This window comes from Enterococcus sp. R12 (assembly GCF_058135755.1).
The window spans coordinates 619446-641665 of the sequence record NZ_CM176874.1 but is presented as its reverse complement, the minus strand read 5'-3'; the positions used below and the strand labels follow the sequence as shown (position 1 = coordinate 641665).

The window sequence follows — 22220 nt, the reverse complement described above, 5'->3', positions numbered from 1 at the left end:
TAAAATCTGTGAGCACCAAAGCTAACTACTATTACCTTCAATTGTTTCTCTTTTACTCAACTTTTTTTAGTGCTGCTTGGATAAGTGGTACTTTTCCTGGTTCTTTTTTTATGATTGCCATTAATTTTCCTGAAAAAAGTTTTTTCTCTTGGCAATTATACCCGTCTAGATCTGCGGGATCGCCATTAGCAAGTCCGAGGATTGTGCCATTTTTTACCAAAACCGCTACAAGTTCGTCTGCAGTTGGCACCTCGATCCCTTCTGAATCGATTCCTTGGATCTCAAATAGAGAGTAGTCCGCTCCACAGAATCGTTCTTTAACTGTGACAGAATCAGTCGGACCACTTGTTTTTCGAGTTGCTTCAATTGTTTGTTCCTCTTTGACACCAATGGCTTTTAAACAACCTGGTTCATAAGGAATACGCCAAGATAGGCCATCTTTATCATTTTTTTTCTTTCCAAAACTCTTCCCGTTCAGAAACAACTCAACAGTATGACAATTAGAAAAAATCCTCACCTCCGTAACCCCTTGGTCAATTGTTAACCCTTCTTTGTTCCAGTGAGGAAACACATGAACCATTGGTGTTTCAGTCCACCTTGATTGATAATAATAAAAAGAATCCTTTTCAAATCCGACCGTATCTGTAATTCCAAATTGAGAACTGATCCCAGGCCAGCGAAACGGTGCTGGCTCACCGTAGTAATCCATAAATGTCCACAAGAAGACACCTCCCATATAGGCATGTTCTTCTAAGTAACGCAGTACTTCTTTCGGTTTAGCCGTACCACCGGTTCCTGGCTCTTCAGGCTTTCGTTTCCCAGGTAAGACCATAGAATAAAGAGAACCAAAGTTTGAAGTATGACATTTTTCGCTGTTATCTTGATAGACCCCTCTTGTCGAAAAGTAAGAAGCACTTTCCGTACTAAGATATGAAAATAGCGGATACTTTTCCTTTACAGCAACTAAACCTGTCCCATTTACAGCAGACTCAGGATAATTGACCCCGTTCACATCAAAAATACGCATATAAGAAGCATCCACCTGACCAGCAGGATTAAGTAATTCCGCTGAAACAATAAGACTTTGCGAAGTATGGGTTCGGATCACAGCTGCTAATTTTTGTGCCATTCGGTAAGCAAGCGGCGTATGACCAATCACCTCTTCATTACAAAGGGACCAAAAACAAAGAGAAGGATGATTACGTGTTTGCTTCACCATTTTTGCCAGCTCATTTGTCCGCCACTCACTAGATTCCAAGATGCGGTTCTCGTTCATAACGATGATACCTAACTCATCACATAATTCAAGGAGGTCTTTAGAAGCAAAGTGATGTGCACTGCGATAGGCGTTTACCCCCATTTCTTTCATTTTCAACAGCTTATACCGTAAAATATCTTTTGGTAATGCGACACCTAGACCACCAAAATCTTGATGCTCACAGACCCCTCTTAATTCTTTACGTTCCCCATTAAGCAGAAAACCTTTCGTAGTATATACGACTGTCCTAATACCAAAAAAAAGCTGATAGTCATCGATTTGGTTCTCGCCATCAAATAGTTGAAAAGTAGCTTGGTATAGATGTGGATTCTCGAGAGACCATAGCTGAGGCGCGCAGATTTTTTGACAATAACTCCATTCTGTTGTCGCCAAAGGATCCACGTTACACTCATGGATATTTTGTTGATCAGCCACCTGACTTTTGATCGTTATCTTTTGTTTTTTCTCAAAATGATGGTTAGCAAGACCAACGGTGATTTTAAGGAGCGCTTCCTGCTGGTTTATTTCAGTTGTTTCGATAAACGATGCTTCTGCCACGATCTGAAGCTTTGGCTTTATTTCTAAATATACATCCTTATATATACCTGCTCCCTCATACCACCAGCCTTCCGCGCCTTTCGTCGTATCCACTGTAATGATCACCTAGAAATACACCATTAAACCAGACAGATGCCATACGCATGACGCCCATAAAGTGGAGAGTCACTTGCTTTTCGTTCACTTCATCTAGAGTTAACGCAAAAGTCTTACGGTAATAGGCAATGCCATCTGGCTTTGATCCACTCATCAGTAAATCGGGATCATTAACATACGGAAGTTCATTTTTCCAATCATGAGGGAGATCAACAGATACCCAATCTTCGTCAAGTTCACTTCCCAAAGCAGTGTTCGCCAACATTCTCAAGCCTTTTTCACGATCACCTTGAGCAATCAGCCGTAGAAAATGTTCTCCACCAGCACCTATCAAAACAGTATCCCCCGCTTCATTTTCAAGCGGAGCTGCCAAGCCACCGATAGCTGCGGCTTTTCTGACTGTTTTCATTGGCTCTTCTATCTCACCTAAGTGAAATTGCCAGCCATCATTCAGTAATCGATTTTGTCTCATTTTTTCTCCTCCTTCTTATAAAAGTTATTTTGCTCTAGCTAAAAAGTCCCCACAAAATGGATCGATCGGGCTCTTACCTTTAAACGGTTCTTTCCCTAGCAATTTCTGGATTACAGCCTCCACTGTTTCTGGATTTCCTGTATACGCATTGATAAAAGTTGAAACATAAGGGATGTCAAATAAGTGATAGGGATTGGCAGTAGAAACAAAAATGGTAGGGAGATCCTTTTCATACCAGGGAGCATTTGCGGCCATCAAATGATTCCAATCCAAACGAACTGTTGTCTGATTGCTGGCGGTCTCAACATTAGCAACATACAATGCCAAATCAAATTTATTTCTAAGATCCTCAACCCCTGCCTCGAAAACCTCTTGGAAATCCAATTGTTGATTATCGAAAAGGTTGACTTCAAATCCAGCAGCTTCTAATCCAGCTTGAAAAAGCGGACCCACTCGTCCTCCCTCTTTAAATCCACCGTCGTCAGAATCACCCAAAATAACGAGACGGATTCGAGGGTATCGTTGTGGGGTGAGTGGTAAGTGTTTTTCTCTGTCTTTGACCAATGTAATCGACTCATCAGCAATTTTTTTCGTTACCCACTGATATTCAGTACGATCGATGACACTTTTAGGAGTACTATTGACTGTCTCTTCCCTTACTTCAGTAAATAAACCATGGTACATCTTGACTGCTAAAATTCGTGCGACTGCTTCATCCAAACGTTCCATACGAATGCTTCCCTCTTTTACAGCAGATGCGATCACTTCATAATCTTCATCAATATTTTTATTAAAAAGCAACATATCGATTCCTGCATTGATTGAAGCAACGAGTCGCTCTCTATGAGGCATGATCGTCGTGTAACCGACCATTGGTGTTGCATCAGTGATAGCCAAACCATTGAAGCCCAGTGTATCTCTTAGTAACCCGTTAACTAGAAGTTTCGAGCAAGAAGCAGGCATCAATTCGGTTTCTCTGATAGTTGGTGAAAGTTTTCGCTCCCATGCAGGCTGATAAATGTGTCCCACCATGATACATCTGACGTTTTTTTCAATAAACTGGCGATAAATAGTCCCATACGATTCCATCCACTCATTCGCGGAGAGTGAATTGATCGAACTCAGTAAATGTTGATCCCTTTCATCAACACCGTCCCCAGGAAAATGCTTGATCACTGGAATGATGTTACTCTCAGAAAAACCGTCTATCTGCGCTTGAGCCATGCGAATAATTCGTTTTTGATCACTTCCAAATGTGCGAGTATTCGTGATTGGGTTCTTGAAGTTATAATCAATATCGACAATCGGTGAAAAAGCCATATTAATACCAATTCGAGCCGCTTCCAGCCCAGCAATTTTTCCTAAGTAATAGGCATTTTCGGTGCAATCTGTAGCGGCGATCTGCATAGGATTACCGACCCATGTCCCTTCCGTAAGAATACCATTCCCACCTGACTCTAAATTTGCTGAAAGAAATAACGGTATTGTGCTAGCATCTTGGACTGCTCTTAGCTGATCCTTCAATTTTTCAGCATTGTCGGGGCGATACATCATTCCTCCCGGTTGGTATTTCTTAATAAAAGCCGTCAATTCCTTTACAGAACCTGATTGTCCAATCACGAAAAAAAGCTGACCAATTTTTTCCATAACTGACATGTTTTCTACGATCTTCTGAATTTGTTTTTTCCTTGTCTCTGTAAATTTGAAAAGTGTTTCTCTTGTCTCTCTCACTGAGTTGTCCTCCAATCGATAGTTTCACAGACGACGAGCGCAAGAATCACTTCACTCTTGCGCTCGTTTGTTGTTATTATGGTTAACTGTAAATCCTGTGCGAGTTTCTTATCCAGCTTGCTCTTGTGCTAAACGTTCTTCTTGAACTGCTTGATTATCTAAGGTTTTAAAGAACGGGTAATAGATAGCCATAGAAATAGCAACTGCAAATAGTTGATAGATACCAAAAGAGAGGCTCCCTTGAACGATGCCGTGGATCAGCGGAGGTAACGAGCCCGCCCCTAGGATGCCAATCGGTGCGGTAATGATTCCCATGGAAATCAATGCGTACCCAAGAGAAGTGATCACTAATGGCGTCAATAAGAACGGAATCAAAAGCATCACATTCAACATTACCGGCATTCCAAAGACAACTGGTTCATTTACACCAAAAAGACCGCTTGGAAATACGATTTTTGAAAATGATTTGTAGCGCTTACTCTTGGAAAATAAAAACATGTCAGTCACTAAACCAATCGTTGCACCGCTGCCCCCTAAACATGCCAAATCGTATAACCCAAAATTAATGGCATGAGGGACTGCTTCTCCCGCCGCCACAGCAGCACTATTGTCTGCAAGATAACCCAAGAAAATCGGCATGAGAATCGGCAATACGGTCATTGAACCATGGATCCCGAAAAACCATAAGAGATTCGAGATCAAAATAAGAATCAAAAAGGCAGTTAAGGAACCCGTCAATCGCTGCAATGGTTCTTGAAGCAATGTATAAACAAAATCTGTCGCCGAATTATAACTAGTTACACTAAAGCCAAATTTAACAATTCCAAAAAGTGATGCAATCACAACTGCTGGAATTAAAGAAGTGAATGACTTGGTCACCATTTCTGGCACCCCATCAGGCATTTTGATCGTAATATTTTTTTCCACAAACAATTTCATCAGTTGAATCGTGATCAGTGAAACGAAAATTGCCACGAAGACCCCGCGCGCGCCTAAATAATTGGTACTTAAAAATGAAGCTCTTGCTTCGGGATTTTCAGTGAGTGGCGTTAATAACAGGAAACATACCAATGAGATGAACCCCGTCCCCAAAGCTTGTTCTTTGATCCCGAATATTCCTGCTCCACAGTAGGCAATACTAAATGCCATATACAAACCTAATAAATCAATTGTGTAAGCTGGAATATAATTCATCACTGTCCCAATGTTGGTCACTGATAGAAAGTTTTGATACGGTTCCCAGCTTAAACTAGAAATAACTGTAAAGATGGCACCTAACATAATAACGCCTAGTAATGACATCGAACCTGTACTCACACTTTTTAAATAGCGATTCAAAGAAATTTTATTCGCAACGGGAATAAATCTCTTTTCCATAAAGTGGATAAATGCATTCATTTTTCTTACCCCTTTTTAGTGTTTTTTATTTTATTTTGGTACCAATAGTAACTGTCTTTGGGAATTCGTCGACATTCTTTCGGATCTTCATCTGTGCGATCAACAAAAATCAAACCATATCGCTTTTTAAACCCTTGGTGTGAACTAACCAAATCAAGTAGTGACCAAGGACTATAACCCAATAAAGGATATCCTTCCTCCATAAAACGCTCACATTGCTTAATATGCTGTTCCAAGTAATCAATACGATAGACATCGTGAATTTGCCCGTCTTCAATACTATCAGAATACGCTAAACCGTTTTCAGTTACCATCATTGGTAAATGGTATTTTTCATAAATCGACCGCATACCTATATATAATCCTTCAGGGTCAATACCAAATTCCATCCATTTCGTCTTCGTTAAATAAGGATTGTTCCCTAACGTAAATCGCTCATTTCGATAAAATGGTGGTAGTTTGCTTGTATCTTCTCCCGGTTCAACGGCACGAATACAGGTACTACAGTAATAGTTTATCCCTATAAGATCTGGTTTATTCTTCTTCAAAATTTCTCGATCAGCTGGTTCCGTTTCTGGATACCAACCTTTTTCATTCAAATAATTGCAGTAGCTTTTCGGGTACTCGCCGAATACTGACATGTCGAGAAAACAATTTTGTAAAAAGTCTTCGGCGTTCTTAGCTGCTAAGATGTTCCTTGGCGAAGGTGTTTCAGGATAAACAACTTGCATAGAGCACACGGGACCAATTTGACCATCTCTTACGATTTTTCGAAAAACTTGAATTGTCTTTTTCTCAGCTAGCGACATATTGTAACTCATTTGATACATCTGCTTCATTTTTTCATCTGCATCCGTTTCGTGATTGCCATTTAAATCAGAAGCTGCTGTGACGATCAATTGCTCGTTGATCGTTCCCCACAGCTTGACGCGATCACCGAAATGCTGAAAGCAAACTTTTGCATAAGCAACAAAGTAATCAATACATTTTCTTGATTTCCATCCGCCAAATTTGGTTACTAATGCTTGCGGCATTTCAAAATGATAGAGGGTAGGAAAAGGTGTGATTCCTTTTTCAAGACACCCATCAATCAAACGATTATAAAAATCGATGCCTTCTTGATTCGGCTGATCACCATCACCCATGACACGTGTCCAATTGAACGAAAAACGATAGAGATCGATCCCTAAGTCTGCCATTAATTCAATGTCTTCGCTTAGATGATGATAGTGATCGGACGCGATCTTCGAATCTGCAATTCCCTCCGGTACGTGACGCACATCTGTTGTTGCAACCCCTTTTCCACCTTCACCAAAGCCTCCTTCTACTTGAAATGCTGAGGTTGATGCCCCCCAATAAAAATCTTTTTTGACCATTGTTCCTTCCACCTTTCCCTTATAAGAAAACGATACCATTCAGAATTAATTCTAACGACAACAAAACAAGACCTCTGGTTTCAAATCCAAAGGTCTTGTTTCAAAATATGAAACTATTGAGGCAAATAGAACTTTTTCATATACATATAAATCAGTAACTCCATCATATATAGAATAGCAATCCGTCCTTCGGTGTTTTCGTTGATCTCTCCACAGAGGATAATTTGGTCTGCACTTCGCTCAATGATTGGAGAATGCTTAAACGTAAAGACGATAATTTTGATTCCCTTTTTCTTCAAGGCTGCAATCACTTTTTCACTAAAGTAAAAGAAACCACCCTCCATCGAAAAAATCAAAACCAAGCTATCTGGCGAGCTTTCTTCCACAATTTTTAATTGCTCTTCCACTGTAAAACCAATCCGAATAATTTTATCCATGCTTGCTAATTTGCTTTGCAAATGCTGTCCCATAAAAGCAGCAAATTCTAAGCCAAACACAGCAACGTTTTCTGTTTCATGGATCGCAGAGACCACTGTTTCAAGTTCTGAAATCGAGAGATGTTCTTTGGCGTACCTCAAATTGATCAAAAGATTTGAGGTGAATTCGTCCAGAAATTCCTCCCTTTGTTCCACGGGCTGGATCACTTTTTTGGAATAATCGCTGGCGATATCGATCTCTTTTTCAACCGCTTGTTTGAATTCCGTATAAGATGAAAAAGCCAAAATTCGAATGAATCGCGAAATCGCTGCAGTCGACACAAAGCATTCTTCTGCGAGTTCATAAATGGTCATCTTAGGGATTTTCGAAAAACTTCTTAGAATCGCCTGTGCAATAAAGTAATTATTGTCTTGTTTTTTCTGATTATTTAAATAGCGCAACAAAAGACTTCTGACTGAGGTTCCTTTATTTTCCATTCGATCTATCTACCTCCTAAATACGCTTTCACCTAAATATACAATGAAAGCTAGGGAAAGCAAAGTTGAATTGGTGAAATTCTCCTTATACTCTGCGCCCACTTCGATAATTTGAATCCAAAAACCTTTCCCTTGCCTTGCCCGTATTCATATTCCATAATCAGACGTGAGCGATGATCCATCAAACAGACCGTATGGGAGTGTTGCAAATGAAAAATTTTCAGATGACGTTTATTACTTCTACGACCACCATTCGTTGGTTGAAACTATTGAATCTTTTGGAACGGCATAAGATCCTTTCGAATCGTGAGTTGTCCAAAGCTGTCCAGAGTTCGCGGCGCACGATCATTTATGATATGGAGGGGCTACGGAGCTACTTTGGAAGTACGCTCATGATCGAATCCACGTCGAATGGCTATTCTCTTCACGAATTACTACCGAAGGAATATCTGGAACGAAAACGAGCGCTCCTTCAAAATGAACCGTTATTCGTTATTCTTGAGCATCTGTTTAAGGGAGAATATCGAACAGTTTCCGAATGGGCAGACTATTTTTATCTTTCTGAGAGTTCCCTTTTACGCTATTTGACACTTTTTGAAAAAGCCCTGAAGCCCTTTCAGTTATCTGTTGATCATAAGAATTTCCGTCTGATCGGATCAGAAGCGGATATTCGCAAATTTTTCCATGCCTTTTATTATGAGTCGGACGCTACGCCTCATACGGTACGTCCAACCATTGCTGTGCAAAATATCGTCTTAGATTTTTTTCGCAATATACGCGGCAAAACCAATAATACAGCTTCATTTTGGTATATCAGTTATTGGTTGTATATTATCCTTGAGCGTCATCAAGCGGGAGAAACTGTCGTTGTCTCCGAACAATTAAAAAAGATCGTCTTGGCAGATGAACTCTTCCAAGAAATCCAGCCCCTCAATCAACGACTCCAAACCGCTTTTTCCTTGTCTTTACCGTCAGAGGAGCTGGTCTATCTTTTCGCTCTACTAGCAAGTAACCGTGGGATAAACAACTATCTCAGGGAAATATCATTTGTTACCCGCTTTGACCATTGGCCTGAGCTAAAAGAACTGACTGCCAATTTTTGCCAGCTCCAGCAGATTTCCGATCATGATCAGTCCCGAGATTTTGTTTTTCTCCATTCTTTCTTTATTACGGAAAAAATAAAGCAGCTGATATCCCCTACCTACAATCAAAGCATGGAAGAAATTTCCAATTACGCACAAACACAATACCCTAAAGAGTATGAGGAAAATACACGGTTTCTTCTTAGAGAGCCTCTCTTTGAAGCGACCGCTCTGCCAGCAATCAGTGCCCGCTTCACTTTGTACTTTGAAGGATTAAAAGAAAAATACTGGGGCAACCCACGCCGGATCGCCTTTCTTTTAGAAGGGGATGCTCATATTTGCCTTCACATCAATGCTTTTGCTGTAAAATATTTTGGTCGATATCATGTTTTACAATTCCCTGATTCCAGTGAGTTTTCTTTGGATTATGTGGAACGAAACAAGATTGATCTAGTCGTGACGAATTACGCAGAGTATTTGGAAGAGTATATTCTGGATGTTGAATGCCTCCTAATAAAATCGATCCCAGATGCAGATGATTGGAACAATTTCTTGAAAATCATCAACCCAAAAATCATCCATAATTTTGCGTTGCAAAACACCGAAAAAAGCTCCTTCTATAACTGAAAAGACGTGTGCGGCACTTGAACGCCGCACACGTCTTTTCCATTCGTTTCTATGGACGAGTAGTATTTGTTCTTCACTCTGGCACACTACTTAACGACCATTCAATCGTTGCACGGTACCGTCCCAACTTGGGATTTGCACCAGCAGGTACTTCTAAGGTGACACTGGTGGCTGCCGTCTCTTGATCACCAAAACGATAGACCCATGTTCCCGTACTCTGACTATCGCCAGTTAGTAGAGGCTGCGCTTCGCCTGGCGCCAAAGTTACCCTATCCTTCATCGTTGAAAGCTCTGGCATACTAGCATTGGAATTTTCTGAAGTCGTCATAAGCCGTTGATTGGCTAAACTGATTTGAGCACCGATCAAGGGCTCATTGTCTTCATTTCGAAAGCCCTGTGAATTAAGAGTCGCAGATAGACGCCAACTCGTCTCTTCTGTATCCTGACGCTGATCCGTTATCTGTACATAATTTGGACGTTCCTTAGTTTCGCTTGCCCCTTCAGTAGGAATCATTTGCTGAGGCAATGCGTGATACGTTCCTTTGGTACTGCGGATCGGCGCTTGACCAAATCGGAACTGAGAAACAAAATCAAGACTAAGTAATCCTTGGTCTTCAGGAATGATCGGTGGATTTTCTGGGTTCACCTCTACATCTGGTTCCAATGGATCAACCGGCGGCAGTGGGCCACTCTGGGCGATTCGCAGGGTAGTTGCAGCGGGAAACACAGTATCCCGAAAAACGAGTTCTGAAGCTGGATTCTGATTGCCCTGTTCGTCATTCGTTGACGGCGGATTGATCACTCCAGCTTCTTTTGCCGAACCAGCAGAATCTTTCAGAAAGACTTGGATCTCATCCCCCGCTTTTAACTGCCGATCACTTACATCAATCGTAAACGTTCCCTCTTCATCGATAACCACCGCCTCTGTATCAAACCAGATACCATTATGGGTAGCACTTAGCTCAACCTTTGTGTCTTCCGTGTGGCCATGGATCTCGTTTGTTTCTTCAAGAAGAACGTAGGAAGCAAAAGCTGCGGGCGTTGGCGGCAAAATGGGGAAAACCTGCACGGGCTCGGTTCGTATTTGATGCTGGGCACCTTCTGTCAGTTCGCCGCTGGTTAATTCGACGGCGATGACTCGGACGATGGTTCCTGCTTCCAAGGGAGCCACAAGAGGAATCTCAAAAATTCCTCCTTGCGCCTCTTCTCCATAGATACTGATCCCCGGTGTGTCTTCTGTATGTCCAACGGTTTTTGCAGTAACTTCTTCCTTCTGACCATCTGCTGTTTCAATTTCAACGGTCACTTTCGCTTCATCGTCCCAAGCTGGTCGAGTCCCGTCAAACCCAACAGGCAAGCTGACTCGCCCATGAATTTTTTTGTCCGCATTCGTCGGCACCCGCAACTCATCAACGATCGCCCAACGCGCATTGTTTGAACTTACGCGAGAATATGCCGTCAGTCCCTGATTGCCAAAGGTCTCCGTATTCAATATCTCTGGCTTATTCGTCAAACCCAACAGGCCAAAATCAGCGCCTGAAAAAGCAAAATCAAGGGTTGGGAAATTTAGATCGGGATCTCCAAAAAGATTTGACCCATTTTTCCAGACAGCTAAGTCACTATTCGTCGCCGTTAATGTTGAAAGATTAGAAACACTAAAGATGTTTCCTCCATCAAGCCGATCGTTACGAAAATCAAAAAAGACTGGATCATTCAAGAAGACAGATAGTTTGCCTGAACGAAATACCCCACCATTCGGGGTACTGGTCCGCCCTTCCACTTGGAAATATCCTTGTTCAACGTAAATTGTTGAATTGAAGTAGGTGTGCATGTCGATCCCTGGACCACTATCTGCTACACACATAAATTTACTATCGACACCTACGATTGAAAAATTATTCTCTGTCCCGTTATCATGGATACCTCTCGCATAAAAAATCCCTTGGTTTCCTCCAGCAACATTCCCATCATGCGCGTTGCCATTTCCTGGATTATAAAGATCAACGATGCCGCCTTCGGTGATCTCAAAAGAATTTCCTCCACTAGGAATTCGGATCAAGGGTGCGCTGCCCCCTTTTTTATGAACATTTACTATTCCACCATCCGTCACATGAAACGTCACCATACCGAAGTATAAAAAGCGAATCACAGCATGGTCACCGTCAGCCTCATGACTGCTAGCTATTAGTTGTCCATTGCTTTGCACTTCAAAGGTAAAGTTGAGACTGGTGATATTGATCGCACTAGCAGTGATGCTTTCAACCTCTAAAATTGCTGATTGACTCAAAGTAAGAACGCCAGCTTCTGCCGCATTCGACGGTGTCGTTAAAACAAAAGCTGCTGCTCCTTCTGCCGCTGCAATCTCACTGAAAATCCGTACATGTGTGTCTTCGCCACTAATGGTGACGTCGGCATTTTTTCCGTTGACTCGTAAAGCATTTGCATTTTCGGCTATCAAGCGTACTTTTGACCCGTTCTGGACCGTCAACTCAGGATTCTCTCCAGTCAGATAAATGCCGCGCCTTTTTTGTGTCGTTTCAATTTGCAATAAGGCAGCTTCCCCCACTATCATTCTTGGATCAGCGCCCTTCATGAGTAGTGCAATATTTTGTTCTTCAGAAGTGTCCGTCGCTACTCCTTGACTTTCTACAATGAGCGTACCTCCATCAATCAGATAAAAATTGCTGTCGTCTCCTAATAGTTCGATCGCATTGGCATCTGTTGCCGTCTCATTTTTCACTCGCACTTGCGTTGTATCTCCTGAGATCGTAGCAGAAGGAAAGAATCCATTTAAGAGAATGGCGCTCGCATGCATTGTGTTTATCGTTACGTTTGCACCAGATTGGATCGTCAATTCTGGTTGCTCGCCAGTCAGAACAAGCCCGCGTTTTCTTAACGCAACATCGATGGAAAAAACCGAGTTCTCTGCTACAATAAATCGGGGATTTTTCCCAGATAGGATCACGGCATTGTTATTCAAAATCGTCGCATCAACAGCTGTTCCAGGGCTTTGAATGATTAAAGAGGCACCGTGATTAATTGTCATTTGACCATTATCGCCACGCAGGTCGATCGTATTCGCATCCCCTTGTCGCGTAGTGATGGTCATTTGGGTCTCTTCGCCAAGCAAAAATCGTGGCTCTTGAATATCTGGTGCTGTATAAAAAATCCACATATTCGGCTTATTAATAACCACCTGTGCTTGATTGCTCGCTTCTACTTCCTTCAGATTGAACAGAGTATCGGAATCCATCGTCATTGCTTCAAAGCGATTGATACCGCCTGTAAAACGAACCGTCGCTTCCCGTGCTAAAATAAAAGGCGACCGATTCTCCGCGGCTTCTTCCACTCCCTCTAGTTCAACGACCCAGTTTTGACTCAACGCATTGGTGGTCTGGATCAAAGCGGTGTTGCCTGTTTTTTGGTACGTGAGATTTTCAATACGAAAAATCGTTTCTTCATTAACAGCTAATAATCGAAAATAGGCACTATTGTTAGTGAAGGTCAGTGTATGGCCATTTCCTTGAATCATTATCGGACGATCGATGGTCATTATGCTGAGGGTAGATTGGACAAGGTCTGCTTGTAAGGAAAGAATTGATACGGCTGGATCTTGTAAAGCACTAATAAACTCCGACATGTTCGCTACAAAAGCTGTGCCACCAGCAAAGGAGCTTGGTACGATCGCACTAGCCACCTGTTCTTCTGACGCTTGCTGCAAACTTTCGTCGTCTGCTGCTTTTTCAGCAGGATCATTGTCCTTTTCTGGCGATTTTTGGGACTCGTTTTCCATGTCTTTTGGTGTTTCCTCATTTTCTGTCTCTGCGGCAGCTATTTCGACGATCGCTTCATTCCCTACACTGGCTACAACAAAACTTCCAGGACGTTCGGCAACGACCAAGACAGAAAATGTCTGCTGCGCTTGACTTGCTTTGATCTGCCAGCCTTGATCGCTTTGTTTTACTGCTGTTTGTCCGGGCGCCAATACATCAGTCATCAGCTTGACTTCTGCTGGTAATTCTAGGAAGATTTCTGCCACTGCTTGGTCGCTGACCAATTCGATCGTAAGCGGTTGACCTACCGTACCAGCAAATTTAGGTTCTTTGAACTGCACCGTCCCTTCAGGCTCAGAGGTTTCTGCGGCAAACTCCTCAAGAACGCCCTCATCCGTTAGCGTTTGTGCAAGGTAAGGCGGCTCGGTTTCAGCAAAAACAACGATGAGAGGGACACTCATCACGCGTAATCCCATAAAAACAAGCAGCAAGCGAATCCAATACTTCAAGTTTTGCTTTTTCATTCCATGCTCTCCTTTACTTCTTACGTATCCATGGTCGGCTTTTTGTTCTTCCATAACAGCCAAATGATTATGCCAAGAAGGAAAATCACTAGTCCTAATGCGCTGATCAACCACCAGTTTTGCTCCTCTTCAATGGTGACATCTTCACGATTCAACTGTCGTGCTGTGTCTGCTTCCACAGTAAACGGAAATTCCCAGGTCCACTCCTCGCCTTCAGCTCGAGCGGTTAGGCTCATTACATATTCTCCGCTGTAAAAACGATCCCCCTGCAATGAAACGGGAAAATGAAAGTGTGAATTTGGCGCCATTTGCATCCCTTCACGCTGCGCCTCATATAAAACGTCTTCCTGATCCGCTCGTCGAACAGCTGCCTCTACCTCTAGGCGATTGACAAAACGCGGCAACGGATTTTGCAGCGTTGCCCGAAACGCATTGCGATAATTGACTTGACCGGCAAACACATCCAATAACGCAAGCTCTGGTTCAATAATAGAAGCTTCATTGCGGACAACGACGCCTAGAATATAAGCAAACCGATTTTGGATCGCAACACCTTCTTCCTCTGATCCAGTCGTTTCTGCGATGACCTCTCGAATACGTAAACCGCCGACTAGACTACCAGCAAAGGCTTCTTCAGGCATATGTATGGGTAACTCGATCGTCTTTTTTTCCTTGGCTGACAAAATGATCTCTCCAGGTGATTCGATTAGATCAGCTATCGAATAAGGCAAAGTCGGATCAGGTTCTGCGGCATCTTTGCCATATTCCACGACGCCATTTCCGTTAGTGAACGCCGTATGCGCGGATATTTCGATCGTGATTTCCTTTTCCGCGCGATTTTGAATCGTCACTCCTAGAACATCATCGGTCCCTGGCGCTAGTTCTAGATCAAAATAGCCACTATTCCCATCTGGCAATTGGCTTTCCGGTAAATTAGGAACCACATGAAATGGCAATTCTGATTGTGTTTCTGCCCAACCTGTCATCGGCAATCCAACGAGTACTATCACCAGTAAAACAAACCCAGCTACTAGCCTCTTTTTGATTGATCTCTTGCTTTGTGTCTTCATAATGAATCATTCCTTTCAAAATAGGCAGGAACGACTCGTCTCCTGCCTATTCCCTATATCCCTTGCTCACTTTCCCGATTCGTTTTTCCCTAATCGCAACACGCGGATCATTCGCTCTCGCGTTTACTGGTAAAATGATCCGTTAAATCCATGTGCCCTTATTCGTGCTTTTGAGCCAAGCTAAAAGACCGGCTTCTTTGCTGTGTTCTTCCAAAAAACTTATTCCTTAATTACCAGGAGTGGCACTTAAATGCCAAGTCAGAGTAGCCGTATAAACGGTTGCTTGCGGATTCGCTCCTGTCGGTATATGGAGCCAAATCGCTTCATTGAGAATATCCTCTTCCCCAGCTGCATGCTGTTGATTTAGCAGGGTTTGATCACCCCATTGAACCGTTGAAAGACCCGCCCCTTGGCCAGGAGCTGCAGACATCAAGGTGTTGCCTTCCGTCCCAACGTCGATAGTTTGATGGTTAAATTGATCGCTAGGTGCCGTTGGGAAAGTAGCCGGATCTAATGCATTCGAACGAATCTGTGGATTTTGAAATTCGATATAAGCCCCACGTAATTTATGATTCAAAGTGGCATCGTTACTTGTAAATTGATCCAAGTCGACATTTAACGTCCAACCGTTATGTCCACCACGGGTATCCAATACTTGAGCAAAAGAGACATATGGCGCGGTTCCTGACCCATCAGACAGTCGTTCTAGCTCCGCAAGCATGGCGGATTTTCCAGGTCCTGTGCTGATCACTTGGGTCCCAAAATCGAAGCGCTTTGGCACATGCACCAAAGTGAATGGACCGGTTACCTCTGGATCGATCGGATCAATTTCTACCTCTGGCTCTTTTTCAGGTAATTCAACATCGATCTCCTCCTCATTCCCAGGGATGAAGTCTACTTCATTTTCGGTATTTCCTTGCAGGATGGGTGTTGCTGCTGCGGTCACTCCCCCAGATAACACAGCGATACTCATGATACTGATTGTTGCTAAATAAATACGTTTCATAAAAAATTACTCCTTTTACTATTATTATTCGTAGAAAGACTCTACGATGATTACTATTGATCGATGCATAAACCTTTTTTCGCTAGAATTGGTTGCCAGATGACTTACTAATCTTTCCTTTTCTTCAAAATCCACAACTGCCTTATCCTAAAACAAGCGCGCGACCGTATTGCCTAAAGGCCATTTTTCTCGTTAGCGGATCGTCCTGCGCATCGTTTCAAGTAAACAACCACACTCAAGATGACGAGCAGCAGACCTATCCAGCAAATAAGTAGTCGTTGGTGACTGTTCGTTTGCGGAAAACGATCATTTTTTGCGCTATCAGACGAATCTTCTTCAGGTGCTCGCCATTCCCCTGTCGGCGGTTTGGGCTCTGGCTTTTCAGGTTCCTGGCCACCAACAAAACGGATGACCCCTTCTGTTCTAGCGGTGGACACTTCTTTGGCTTCTACGAAATCAGCGACTAGCAGACAACTTAACAGCAACATTGGTACAATAAAATACCTCAATTTACGAAGCGCCATGTATTCCCCCTCATTTTCCTTTCACTCCTTTTTCTCTTCCCAAAAACATACTTCAGACACAAACGAAGTCCTCCAATCCTTCATTTAGGATGGAGACAACCATTTTAATCGCTTCTTTATACCCAATGTATTTAGGCAAAAAAAAGACCTGCGGTTGCTTTTCTATGGAGTAATCAAATGGGATGATATTGGTGATCAAAATATCACAGTCAAGCTGGTTGATCTGTTCCGATGTTAATTGCTCTTCATAGAGCACAGCCATTCGACCACTAAAATGATGTTCAAAGATACTATAGACCCATTCATCGATCACATAATTATTGGCAAGTAACACCACGATTTTTTGCGAAACCCGAATCAATTGATTGCCAAAAAGATAAAGAACGAAGGAACAACAAAAGTCCGTCAAAAATTGATTTTTGAAACATTGCGGAATCTCATTCACTTCCATAAACCTAATCAAAGGCTCATACAGATCAAAAGGCAAAGAAAACACAAATTGATTCGTACTATCCGGATTTTTTAGGTAGATAGGTGCTAAACCAACTTTTGCATATTGTCGTACTAAAAAATCTTCAACGACCTGTTGAATTGCACAAGGTTCGTCAAGGTAAGAATTGTGCTGTTCAAAAAAAGCAACAAAAAGTTCAACGAATCGCTTACTCGTTTTTGAAAAGGTATTGAGGGGAATCCTCGTTTTCCCCCGAAGCGCCCACTGCGCATAGAGCATTAGGTAAATAAAACACGCTTCCTGAAGGAGCCGTTTTTTTGCGATGGGTTGAAGACTGCTACTTTCTTGAAGTGTTTCCTTGATCGTCAGAAAAAGCGGATCTTGCTGGATCACTGCTAGGACCTCAGGATCAACGATCAAGGTTCCAAAAGTGGCACGCTGAAAAGACAAACGAATAATATTGAGAAGCTTTTTTCTTGAAACGATCCCCACGTTTTGTTCAATTCTTTTTAAAAGCGTTTCTTGGAGCTGATGATCAATAACTGGCAACTCAAAATAGTGCGTTTCGCAATAAAAATCCCAGAAGAACTTTCGCTGATTGATTTCTTCTCCCATCAGCCCAATCGGTGCTTTGGTTACCACCAAACCGTATTCATCAAGAATCATCTGTAATTTTTTTAAGAGTCGATTTGCCGTTGATTCTGAAATATGCATGGCTCGTATCCAAGCTAGAAAAGGAAACGTTTGACCCGCATAAAAAGCTTGTACTAATAAAATCAGTGGTTCTCGCTCATAGAAAGCGCGTCGTTTTTTATAGTACTCACCATGATCCTTGATCACTAACTTCATCCCGTGATGGGTCCCTTCAAGAGAGATCGTATCACCAAAAAATGTGCGTAGTGCTTTTAAGTCCGTTAAGATCGTCCGCCGAGAAATACTCGCTTTTTCTGAGAGCTGCTTGACACTCAAAATCTGTTCGTTTTCCATGTACGCCAATAGTATTAGGCTTCTTCGATTCACTGAGTTCGTTACCAATTGGAATGTAAGACTGTTCACGGGCTTAATCTCCTTTAGCAAATTTCCTATAAATTATTTATCAAATCGTAGGTCCCTCCTTTAGCGCTGCCTTCGAATCGTTGCAATGTTTCTTGTTTGATTCTAACAAAATTACCACCTATTTTTTATCCAGCATTTGCACACGAGGGTGCAAAAATATTGACTTTCTATCAATATTCATCTATTTTTTAGACTCTCAAAGGTAAATATTAATTGTTATTTTAAATAGTTCCGCTACGTTTTTGTTTATTATCTCTCCTTTATCAATTTCTAGCTATACTCACAAATAAGCCACAGCTTTTTTAGTAACAGCGCCGATTTCAACTGATTGAAGCACAAAAAAGCAGCTAGACACTTGTCTAGCTGACTATATAGAATTATAAGTTAGAACCATCTCCTATTTCTTTTTCAGTACGCTTATTAACACACCGCCTACCATGATTGCGCCTGGAATCACCAGCCATGCAGCCCGTTGCTCACCGCCCCTTCAAGTGGTAGATCACTTGAACCGTTGTTTTTGGCGAGTACCATGAGAACTGGCTAGCTTCAAAAACACTGATAAGGATAAAGATAACAAAGCTCACTCTTCTTTGTCAGTGATCAAAAAATACTGTTTATATGGACGCCCAATTTTTGTATACACATTTTCGCTGCAAATGGCTTTGGTCTTTTCTAAATGGGCGACATACTTTCGTACCGATACATGGGACAATGCACAAGCTTGCGCCAATTCTTGGACTGTAAATGGCTGTTTGATGGTACGAATCGTTTCTTGGATCAGCTGAAGCGTGTCTTCTGTCAACCCTTTTTCCAGTTCGATCCACGGACTTTTTTGGTTTCCCTGCAGCAGCAGATCGATTTGCTGCTGAGCGATCCGTGGATGTTTGAGGCTTTCCCGTCGTTGCTGAAATACTTGGATACTTTGGGCAAATCGTTCGAAGGAAAACGGCTTGATCAAATAATCCAGCATCCCCAAATGCAGGCTTTGGCTGATCAATCGTGTTTCATCGGCAGCCGTGATCATGATGACATCCACAGCCTGTTGTTGTTCCCGTAATGTTTGCAACAGCTCCAAACCATTACCATCTTTCAAATGGATATCCAGCAAGAGCAGCTCAATGGTTTCTTTTTGCAGCATTTCTTGCGCTTCTTCCACTGTTTCCACCGAAAAAATTCGCTCAAAAACCGCCAAACGTTCTAAATAGCTGCGATGAATAAATTGAACCATCGGGTCGTCTTCAACAATCAAAATATTGGCTTTCATAGCTGCTCCTTCCGATAATCATTCGTGATCGTCACTTCCAAAACACCTTGGGCTTGTTGAAAAATGATTTTCCCGTTGACTTCATGCAACAATTGCTGAAAATAGCCAACTCGCTGTAAAGTCACTTGTTCTGTGGGTGTCAGCATTTCTTCCGCTAGCTGCCAACTCGTTTGCAGTTGATTTTCTTGGTACTCGATTTTCATAAATACCTCTTGGGTCAAATGCTTTTGCAGCAAAAGATGATGTATATATTGATAAAGGTTTAATAAGACTTTGGTTTCATGTGCAACGGCTCCTTGGGGAATCTCTGGAAAAATTTCTACCAACAGCTGGCATTTCTTTTCTAAAAATTTTTGCCGCTCGCCAATCAAAAAACCTGCCAGCAAGGGATTTTTAATGAGAATCGCTAGCCGATGAGCAAATTCTTTCTCTGGTTTCAAAATATCATCTAAATAGATCGTCAACTCTTCATAGGCTTCTAAGTCCACCAAACCATAGATGACATGCAGCTTGTTCATAAATTCGTGGGCTTGACTTTGCAGTGCCGTCGCATAGGCTGTCGTATTTGCCAACTGATCCGCAATGAATAAGGACTCTGTCGCATTTCTTAGAAAAATAATATACCCTATCTGCTGATTTCTCACGATGATCGGCGCCGATGAAAAGACATAGTCCTGCCCTTCTTGCTGTACTAACCGCTCTTGCTTCTTGTCAAAATCAACATGCTGCAAAGCAGGCAGGATCGTTAGCAGGGATTGGCCAACCAAGCCATCTTCTGATGCAGTAGCAAGCGGCAATGCCGTGGCGGCTCGATTTGCCAGCAAGATGTTCTTGGCTAAGTCTAAGACAAAAACAACATCCTTGGTTTCTTCCAGCATACTATTGCGCTCTTCTAACAAACGTGAGATTTCTTGTGGTTCCAAATTATGCAGTTGGCGTTTCAAATAAAATGCCACGAATAATGCAATCCCCCCGCCTAATAGCAAACTGATGAACAATGCTTTCCGATAGCCTTTTTGTGATAGTAAGATCAACGATTGCAGTGAAGTCATTTTAATCCCTAATGCCACGACGCCAAGTTGTTCTCCATCTTCTTTCACTGGAACGAACCCCCGGAAGGATTGTCCTAAGGTGCCGTTGCCAATGGAGAGAGACTCCTTGCCTTCAATGGCAGGTGTTTCATCGCCACCAGTAAAAGGTTGACCAATTTTTTCAGGATCTGGGTGCGTGATCCGAATAGCGTCTTGGTTCATCAAAACAATAAAGTCCAACCCATAATTTTTTGCTAATTCATTGGTATATGATTGCAACTGGGGACTGGCTTTCTCATCCCGCAGTGCTTGCTTGACCTCCGCTTCTGACGCTAACTGACGGCCGATCGATAGCAGCAGCGTTTCTTCATCTCGGTGCATTTGCTCTTTTTGTTCCATCATCATCAGTACATAAAATAATGTTAGAACGATACATAAGGTACTGGTAAAAATCCCTACTAACAGCATCCACAGCCGGACTGGCCGCTCCCGCATAGTCGTTCCTCCTCAATTGCTAATAAGCGTTCATTACACGCTCATTTTAACATAGGAATCTTTTTCCGAAGGTCTTTTTTTAAGTTGCATTTAATTAAATTAGTTAAATAATCTTCTTTGTTTGTGAGCGCTTCCTTATACTAGAGACATCCAAAGGAGGTATTTGAATGAAACAAGTCGTCGCAAAACAACCCGTTGTTGAAAAAACGCAAACCAAAGCAAAGTGGTGGTCTTTCTATGTTGGTTCCGTTCCCTTGCCCGTCTATCTGGTAATGTCTGCCATTATCTTGATCACTGCTTTTCTGCAGCAACTGCCTGTCAATATGCTGGGTGGCTTCGCAGTTATCCTAAGTTTAGGCTGGTTATTAGGAACGATTGGTGCCAACATCCCTATCATTAAGAATTTCGGTGGTCCCGCTATTTTTTCTTTGTTGATTCCGTCAATCCTGGTCTTTTTTAATCTCATCAATCAAAACGTATTGGAATCAACCAATATCTTAATGAAGCAAGCGAACTTTCTTTATTTCTATATCGCCTGTCTGGTTTGCGGCAGTATTTTAGGGATGAATCGCAAAATCTTAGTCCAAGGGTTGATGCGAATGATCATTCCTATGATGTTAGGCATGGTCTTAGCGATGGGCGTAGGTACGCTTGTCGGTGTCCTGTTAGGGCTAGATTGGAAACACACTTTGTTCTTTATTGTGACTCCTGTTTTAGCTGGCGGTATTGGGGAAGGAATCTTGCCGCTTTCCTTAGGCTATAGTGCCATCACTGGTTTAGGTAGCGAGCAATTAGTCGGGCAGTTGATTCCAGCCACCATCATCGGCAACTTTTTCGCGATCGTTTGTACTGGCTTGTTGACTCGCTTAGGGGAACAAAAACCGCGGCTTTCAGGAAAAGGCCAACTCGTTAAAATGAGTGATGGGGATGATTTGAAAGATGCGTTGATTGAAGATCAATCGCCAATCGATGTCAAATTGATGGGCGCAGGTGTGCTGACCGCTTGTACGCTCTTTATTCTAGGCGGTCTGTTGGAACACGTCACTGGGTTCCCTGGACCTGTACTCATGATCGTAGCAGCCGCTTTCTTGAAATATTTGAATGTCGTACCAAAAGAAACCCAAAAAGGATCGAAACAGCTTTACAAATTCATCTCGGGTAACTTTACATTTCCACTCATGGCAGGATTAGGACTGCTTTATATTCCTTTGAAGGATGTCGTCGGCATGCTGACCTGGCAGTACTTTTTAGTCGTTATCAGCGTTGTTTTCACCGTGATCGCCACGGGCTTTGTCGTTTCTCGCTTTATGAATATGTACCCCATCGAAGCGGCCATCGTTTCTGCTTGCCAAAGCGGAATGGGTGGAACCGGCGATGTCGCGATTTTAAGTACCGCCGACCGCATGAATTTGATGCCATTTGCCCAAGTAGCTACACGTTTGGGTGGCGCGATCACGGTTATCTCAATGACCGCACTGTTACGACTATTATTTTAATTGTTTGAAATCGGAAGG

15 protein-coding genes are annotated in these 22220 nt (G+C 42.4%); 2 read left to right on the top strand and 13 right to left on the bottom strand.

The features are described from left to right. Nucleotides 1–52: 52 nt before the first annotated feature. From ACTW1R_RS02960 to ACTW1R_RS02935, 6 genes are all read right to left on the bottom strand, one after another. Nucleotides 53–1909: a glycoside hydrolase family 2 TIM barrel-domain containing protein gene (locus ACTW1R_RS02960; RefSeq protein WP_489927398.1), complete on the bottom strand. Its 1857-nt coding sequence runs from the start codon at nt 1907–1909 to the stop codon at nt 53–55. Further along, nucleotides 1872–2384: a hypothetical protein gene (locus ACTW1R_RS02955; protein ID WP_489927397.1), complete on the bottom strand. Its 513-nt coding sequence runs from the start codon at nt 2382–2384 to the stop codon at nt 1872–1874. Before ACTW1R_RS02955 ends, ACTW1R_RS02960 begins: the two co-directional genes overlap by 38 nt. A gap of 24 nt (nt 2385–2408) precedes the next feature. Continuing rightward, nucleotides 2409–4115: a glycoside hydrolase family 3 protein gene (locus tag ACTW1R_RS02950; protein WP_489927396.1), complete on the bottom strand. Its 1707-nt coding sequence runs from the start codon at nt 4113–4115 to the stop codon at nt 2409–2411. A gap of 108 nt (nt 4116–4223) precedes the next feature. After that, the gene (locus tag ACTW1R_RS02945; RefSeq protein WP_489927395.1) at nt 4224–5513 is read right to left on the bottom strand and encodes a PTS sugar transporter subunit IIC; all 1290 of its coding nucleotides are present in this window, start codon (nt 5511–5513) and stop codon (nt 4224–4226) included. Between the two features lie 5 nt (nt 5514–5518). Next, on the bottom strand, nt 5519–6889 hold the full coding sequence (locus tag ACTW1R_RS02940) for a glycoside hydrolase family 1 protein (protein ID WP_218212283.1): 1371 nt from the start codon (nt 6887–6889) through the stop codon (nt 5519–5521). Nucleotides 6890–7002: 113 nt separating this feature from the next. Next, nucleotides 7003–7803 carry a MurR/RpiR family transcriptional regulator gene (locus tag ACTW1R_RS02935; protein ID WP_489927394.1) on the bottom strand — a complete coding sequence of 267 codons (801 nt, stop codon included), beginning with the start codon at nt 7801–7803 and terminating at the stop codon, nt 7003–7005. Nucleotides 7804–8012: 209 nt separating this feature from the next. Between ACTW1R_RS02935 and ACTW1R_RS02930 the strand changes: the two genes are divergently transcribed. Then, on the top strand, nt 8013–9512 hold the full coding sequence (locus ACTW1R_RS02930; RefSeq protein ID WP_218212284.1) for an AcpB/EbpR/MafR family transcriptional regulator: 1500 nt from the start codon (nt 8013–8015) through the stop codon (nt 9510–9512). A 73-nt stretch (nt 9513–9585) separates the two neighbouring features. On the opposite strand, the gene ACTW1R_RS02925 is transcribed toward ACTW1R_RS02930, so the two are convergent. The 7 genes from ACTW1R_RS02925 to ACTW1R_RS02895 all read right to left on the bottom strand — a co-directional run bounded on the left by ACTW1R_RS02925 (nt 9586) and on the right by ACTW1R_RS02895 (nt 20706). Further along, nucleotides 9586–13809, bottom strand: a complete 4224-nt coding sequence (locus tag ACTW1R_RS02925) for a WxL domain-containing protein (RefSeq protein WP_489927393.1) — start codon at nt 13807–13809, stop codon at nt 9586–9588. Between the two features lie 20 nt (nt 13810–13829). Continuing rightward, nucleotides 13830–14879 (bottom strand): WxLIP family cell surface protein, encoded by a 1050-nt coding sequence (locus tag ACTW1R_RS02920; RefSeq protein WP_489927392.1) that lies wholly within the window; start codon nt 14877–14879, stop codon nt 13830–13832. 226 nt (nt 14880–15105) lie between these two features. Beyond that, nucleotides 15106–15885 carry a WxL domain-containing protein gene (locus ACTW1R_RS02915; protein WP_375826397.1) on the bottom strand — a complete coding sequence of 260 codons (780 nt, stop codon included), beginning with the start codon at nt 15883–15885 and terminating at the stop codon, nt 15106–15108. A gap of 173 nt (nt 15886–16058) precedes the next feature. Further along, nucleotides 16059–16409: an EF2685/EF0750 family sortase-dependent surface protein gene (locus ACTW1R_RS02910; RefSeq protein WP_249270010.1), complete on the bottom strand. Its 351-nt coding sequence runs from the start codon at nt 16407–16409 to the stop codon at nt 16059–16061. Nucleotides 16410–16461: 52 nt separating this feature from the next. Beyond that, nucleotides 16462–17916, bottom strand: a complete 1455-nt coding sequence (locus ACTW1R_RS02905) for a helix-turn-helix domain-containing protein (protein ID WP_489927391.1) — start codon at nt 17914–17916, stop codon at nt 16462–16464. Nucleotides 17917–18496: 580 nt separating this feature from the next. After that, the gene (locus ACTW1R_RS02900; RefSeq protein ID WP_156236320.1) at nt 18497–19180 is read right to left on the bottom strand and encodes a response regulator; all 684 of its coding nucleotides are present in this window, start codon (nt 19178–19180) and stop codon (nt 18497–18499) included. Next, entirely contained in the window at nt 19177–20706 is a 1530-nt protein-coding gene (locus ACTW1R_RS02895) for a Spo0B domain-containing protein (RefSeq protein WP_489927390.1), read from the bottom strand. The genes ACTW1R_RS02900 and ACTW1R_RS02895 overlap by 4 nt, the downstream gene beginning before the upstream one ends. Before the next feature lie 167 nt (nt 20707–20873). Here ACTW1R_RS02895 and ACTW1R_RS02890 point away from each other — a divergent pair, with 167 nt between their 5' ends. Next, the gene (locus tag ACTW1R_RS02890; protein WP_015509017.1) at nt 20874–22202 is read left to right on the top strand and encodes a 2-hydroxycarboxylate transporter family protein; all 1329 of its coding nucleotides are present in this window, start codon (nt 20874–20876) and stop codon (nt 22200–22202) included. Nucleotides 22203–22220 lie beyond the last annotated feature (18 nt).

Excerpts from the sequence above, each read along its gene's own strand:
- ACTW1R_RS02910 (WP_249270010.1), bottom strand. The coding sequence starts at position 16,409 with ATGGCGCTTCGTAAATTGAGGTATTTTATTGTACCAATGTTGCTGTTA.
- ACTW1R_RS02935 (WP_489927394.1), bottom strand. The coding sequence starts at position 7,803 with ATGGAAAATAAAGGAACCTCAGTCAGAAGTCTTTTGTTGCGCTATTTA.
- ACTW1R_RS02895 (WP_489927390.1), bottom strand. The coding sequence starts at position 20,706 with ATGCGGGAGCGGCCAGTCCGGCTGTGGATGCTGTTAGTAGGGATTTTT.
- ACTW1R_RS02940 (WP_218212283.1), bottom strand. The coding sequence starts at position 6,889 with ATGGTCAAAAAAGATTTTTATTGGGGGGCATCAACCTCAGCATTTCAA.
- ACTW1R_RS02900 (WP_156236320.1), bottom strand. The coding sequence starts at position 19,180 with ATGAAAGCCAATATTTTGATTGTTGAAGACGACCCGATGGTTCAATTT.
- ACTW1R_RS02890 (WP_015509017.1), top strand. The coding sequence starts at position 20,874 with ATGAAACAAGTCGTCGCAAAACAACCCGTTGTTGAAAAAACGCAAACC.
- ACTW1R_RS02955 (WP_489927397.1), bottom strand. The coding sequence starts at position 2,384 with ATGAGACAAAATCGATTACTGAATGATGGCTGGCAATTTCACTTAGGT.
- ACTW1R_RS02930 (WP_218212284.1), top strand. The coding sequence starts at position 8,013 with ATGAAAAATTTTCAGATGACGTTTATTACTTCTACGACCACCATTCGT.
- ACTW1R_RS02945 (WP_489927395.1), bottom strand. The coding sequence starts at position 5,513 with ATGAATGCATTTATCCACTTTATGGAAAAGAGATTTATTCCCGTTGCG.
- ACTW1R_RS02915 (WP_375826397.1), bottom strand. The coding sequence starts at position 15,885 with ATGAAACGTATTTATTTAGCAACAATCAGTATCATGAGTATCGCTGTG.
- ACTW1R_RS02920 (WP_489927392.1), bottom strand. The coding sequence starts at position 14,879 with ATGAAGACACAAAGCAAGAGATCAATCAAAAAGAGGCTAGTAGCTGGG.
- ACTW1R_RS02925 (WP_489927393.1), bottom strand. The coding sequence starts at position 13,809 with ATGAAAAAGCAAAACTTGAAGTATTGGATTCGCTTGCTGCTTGTTTTT.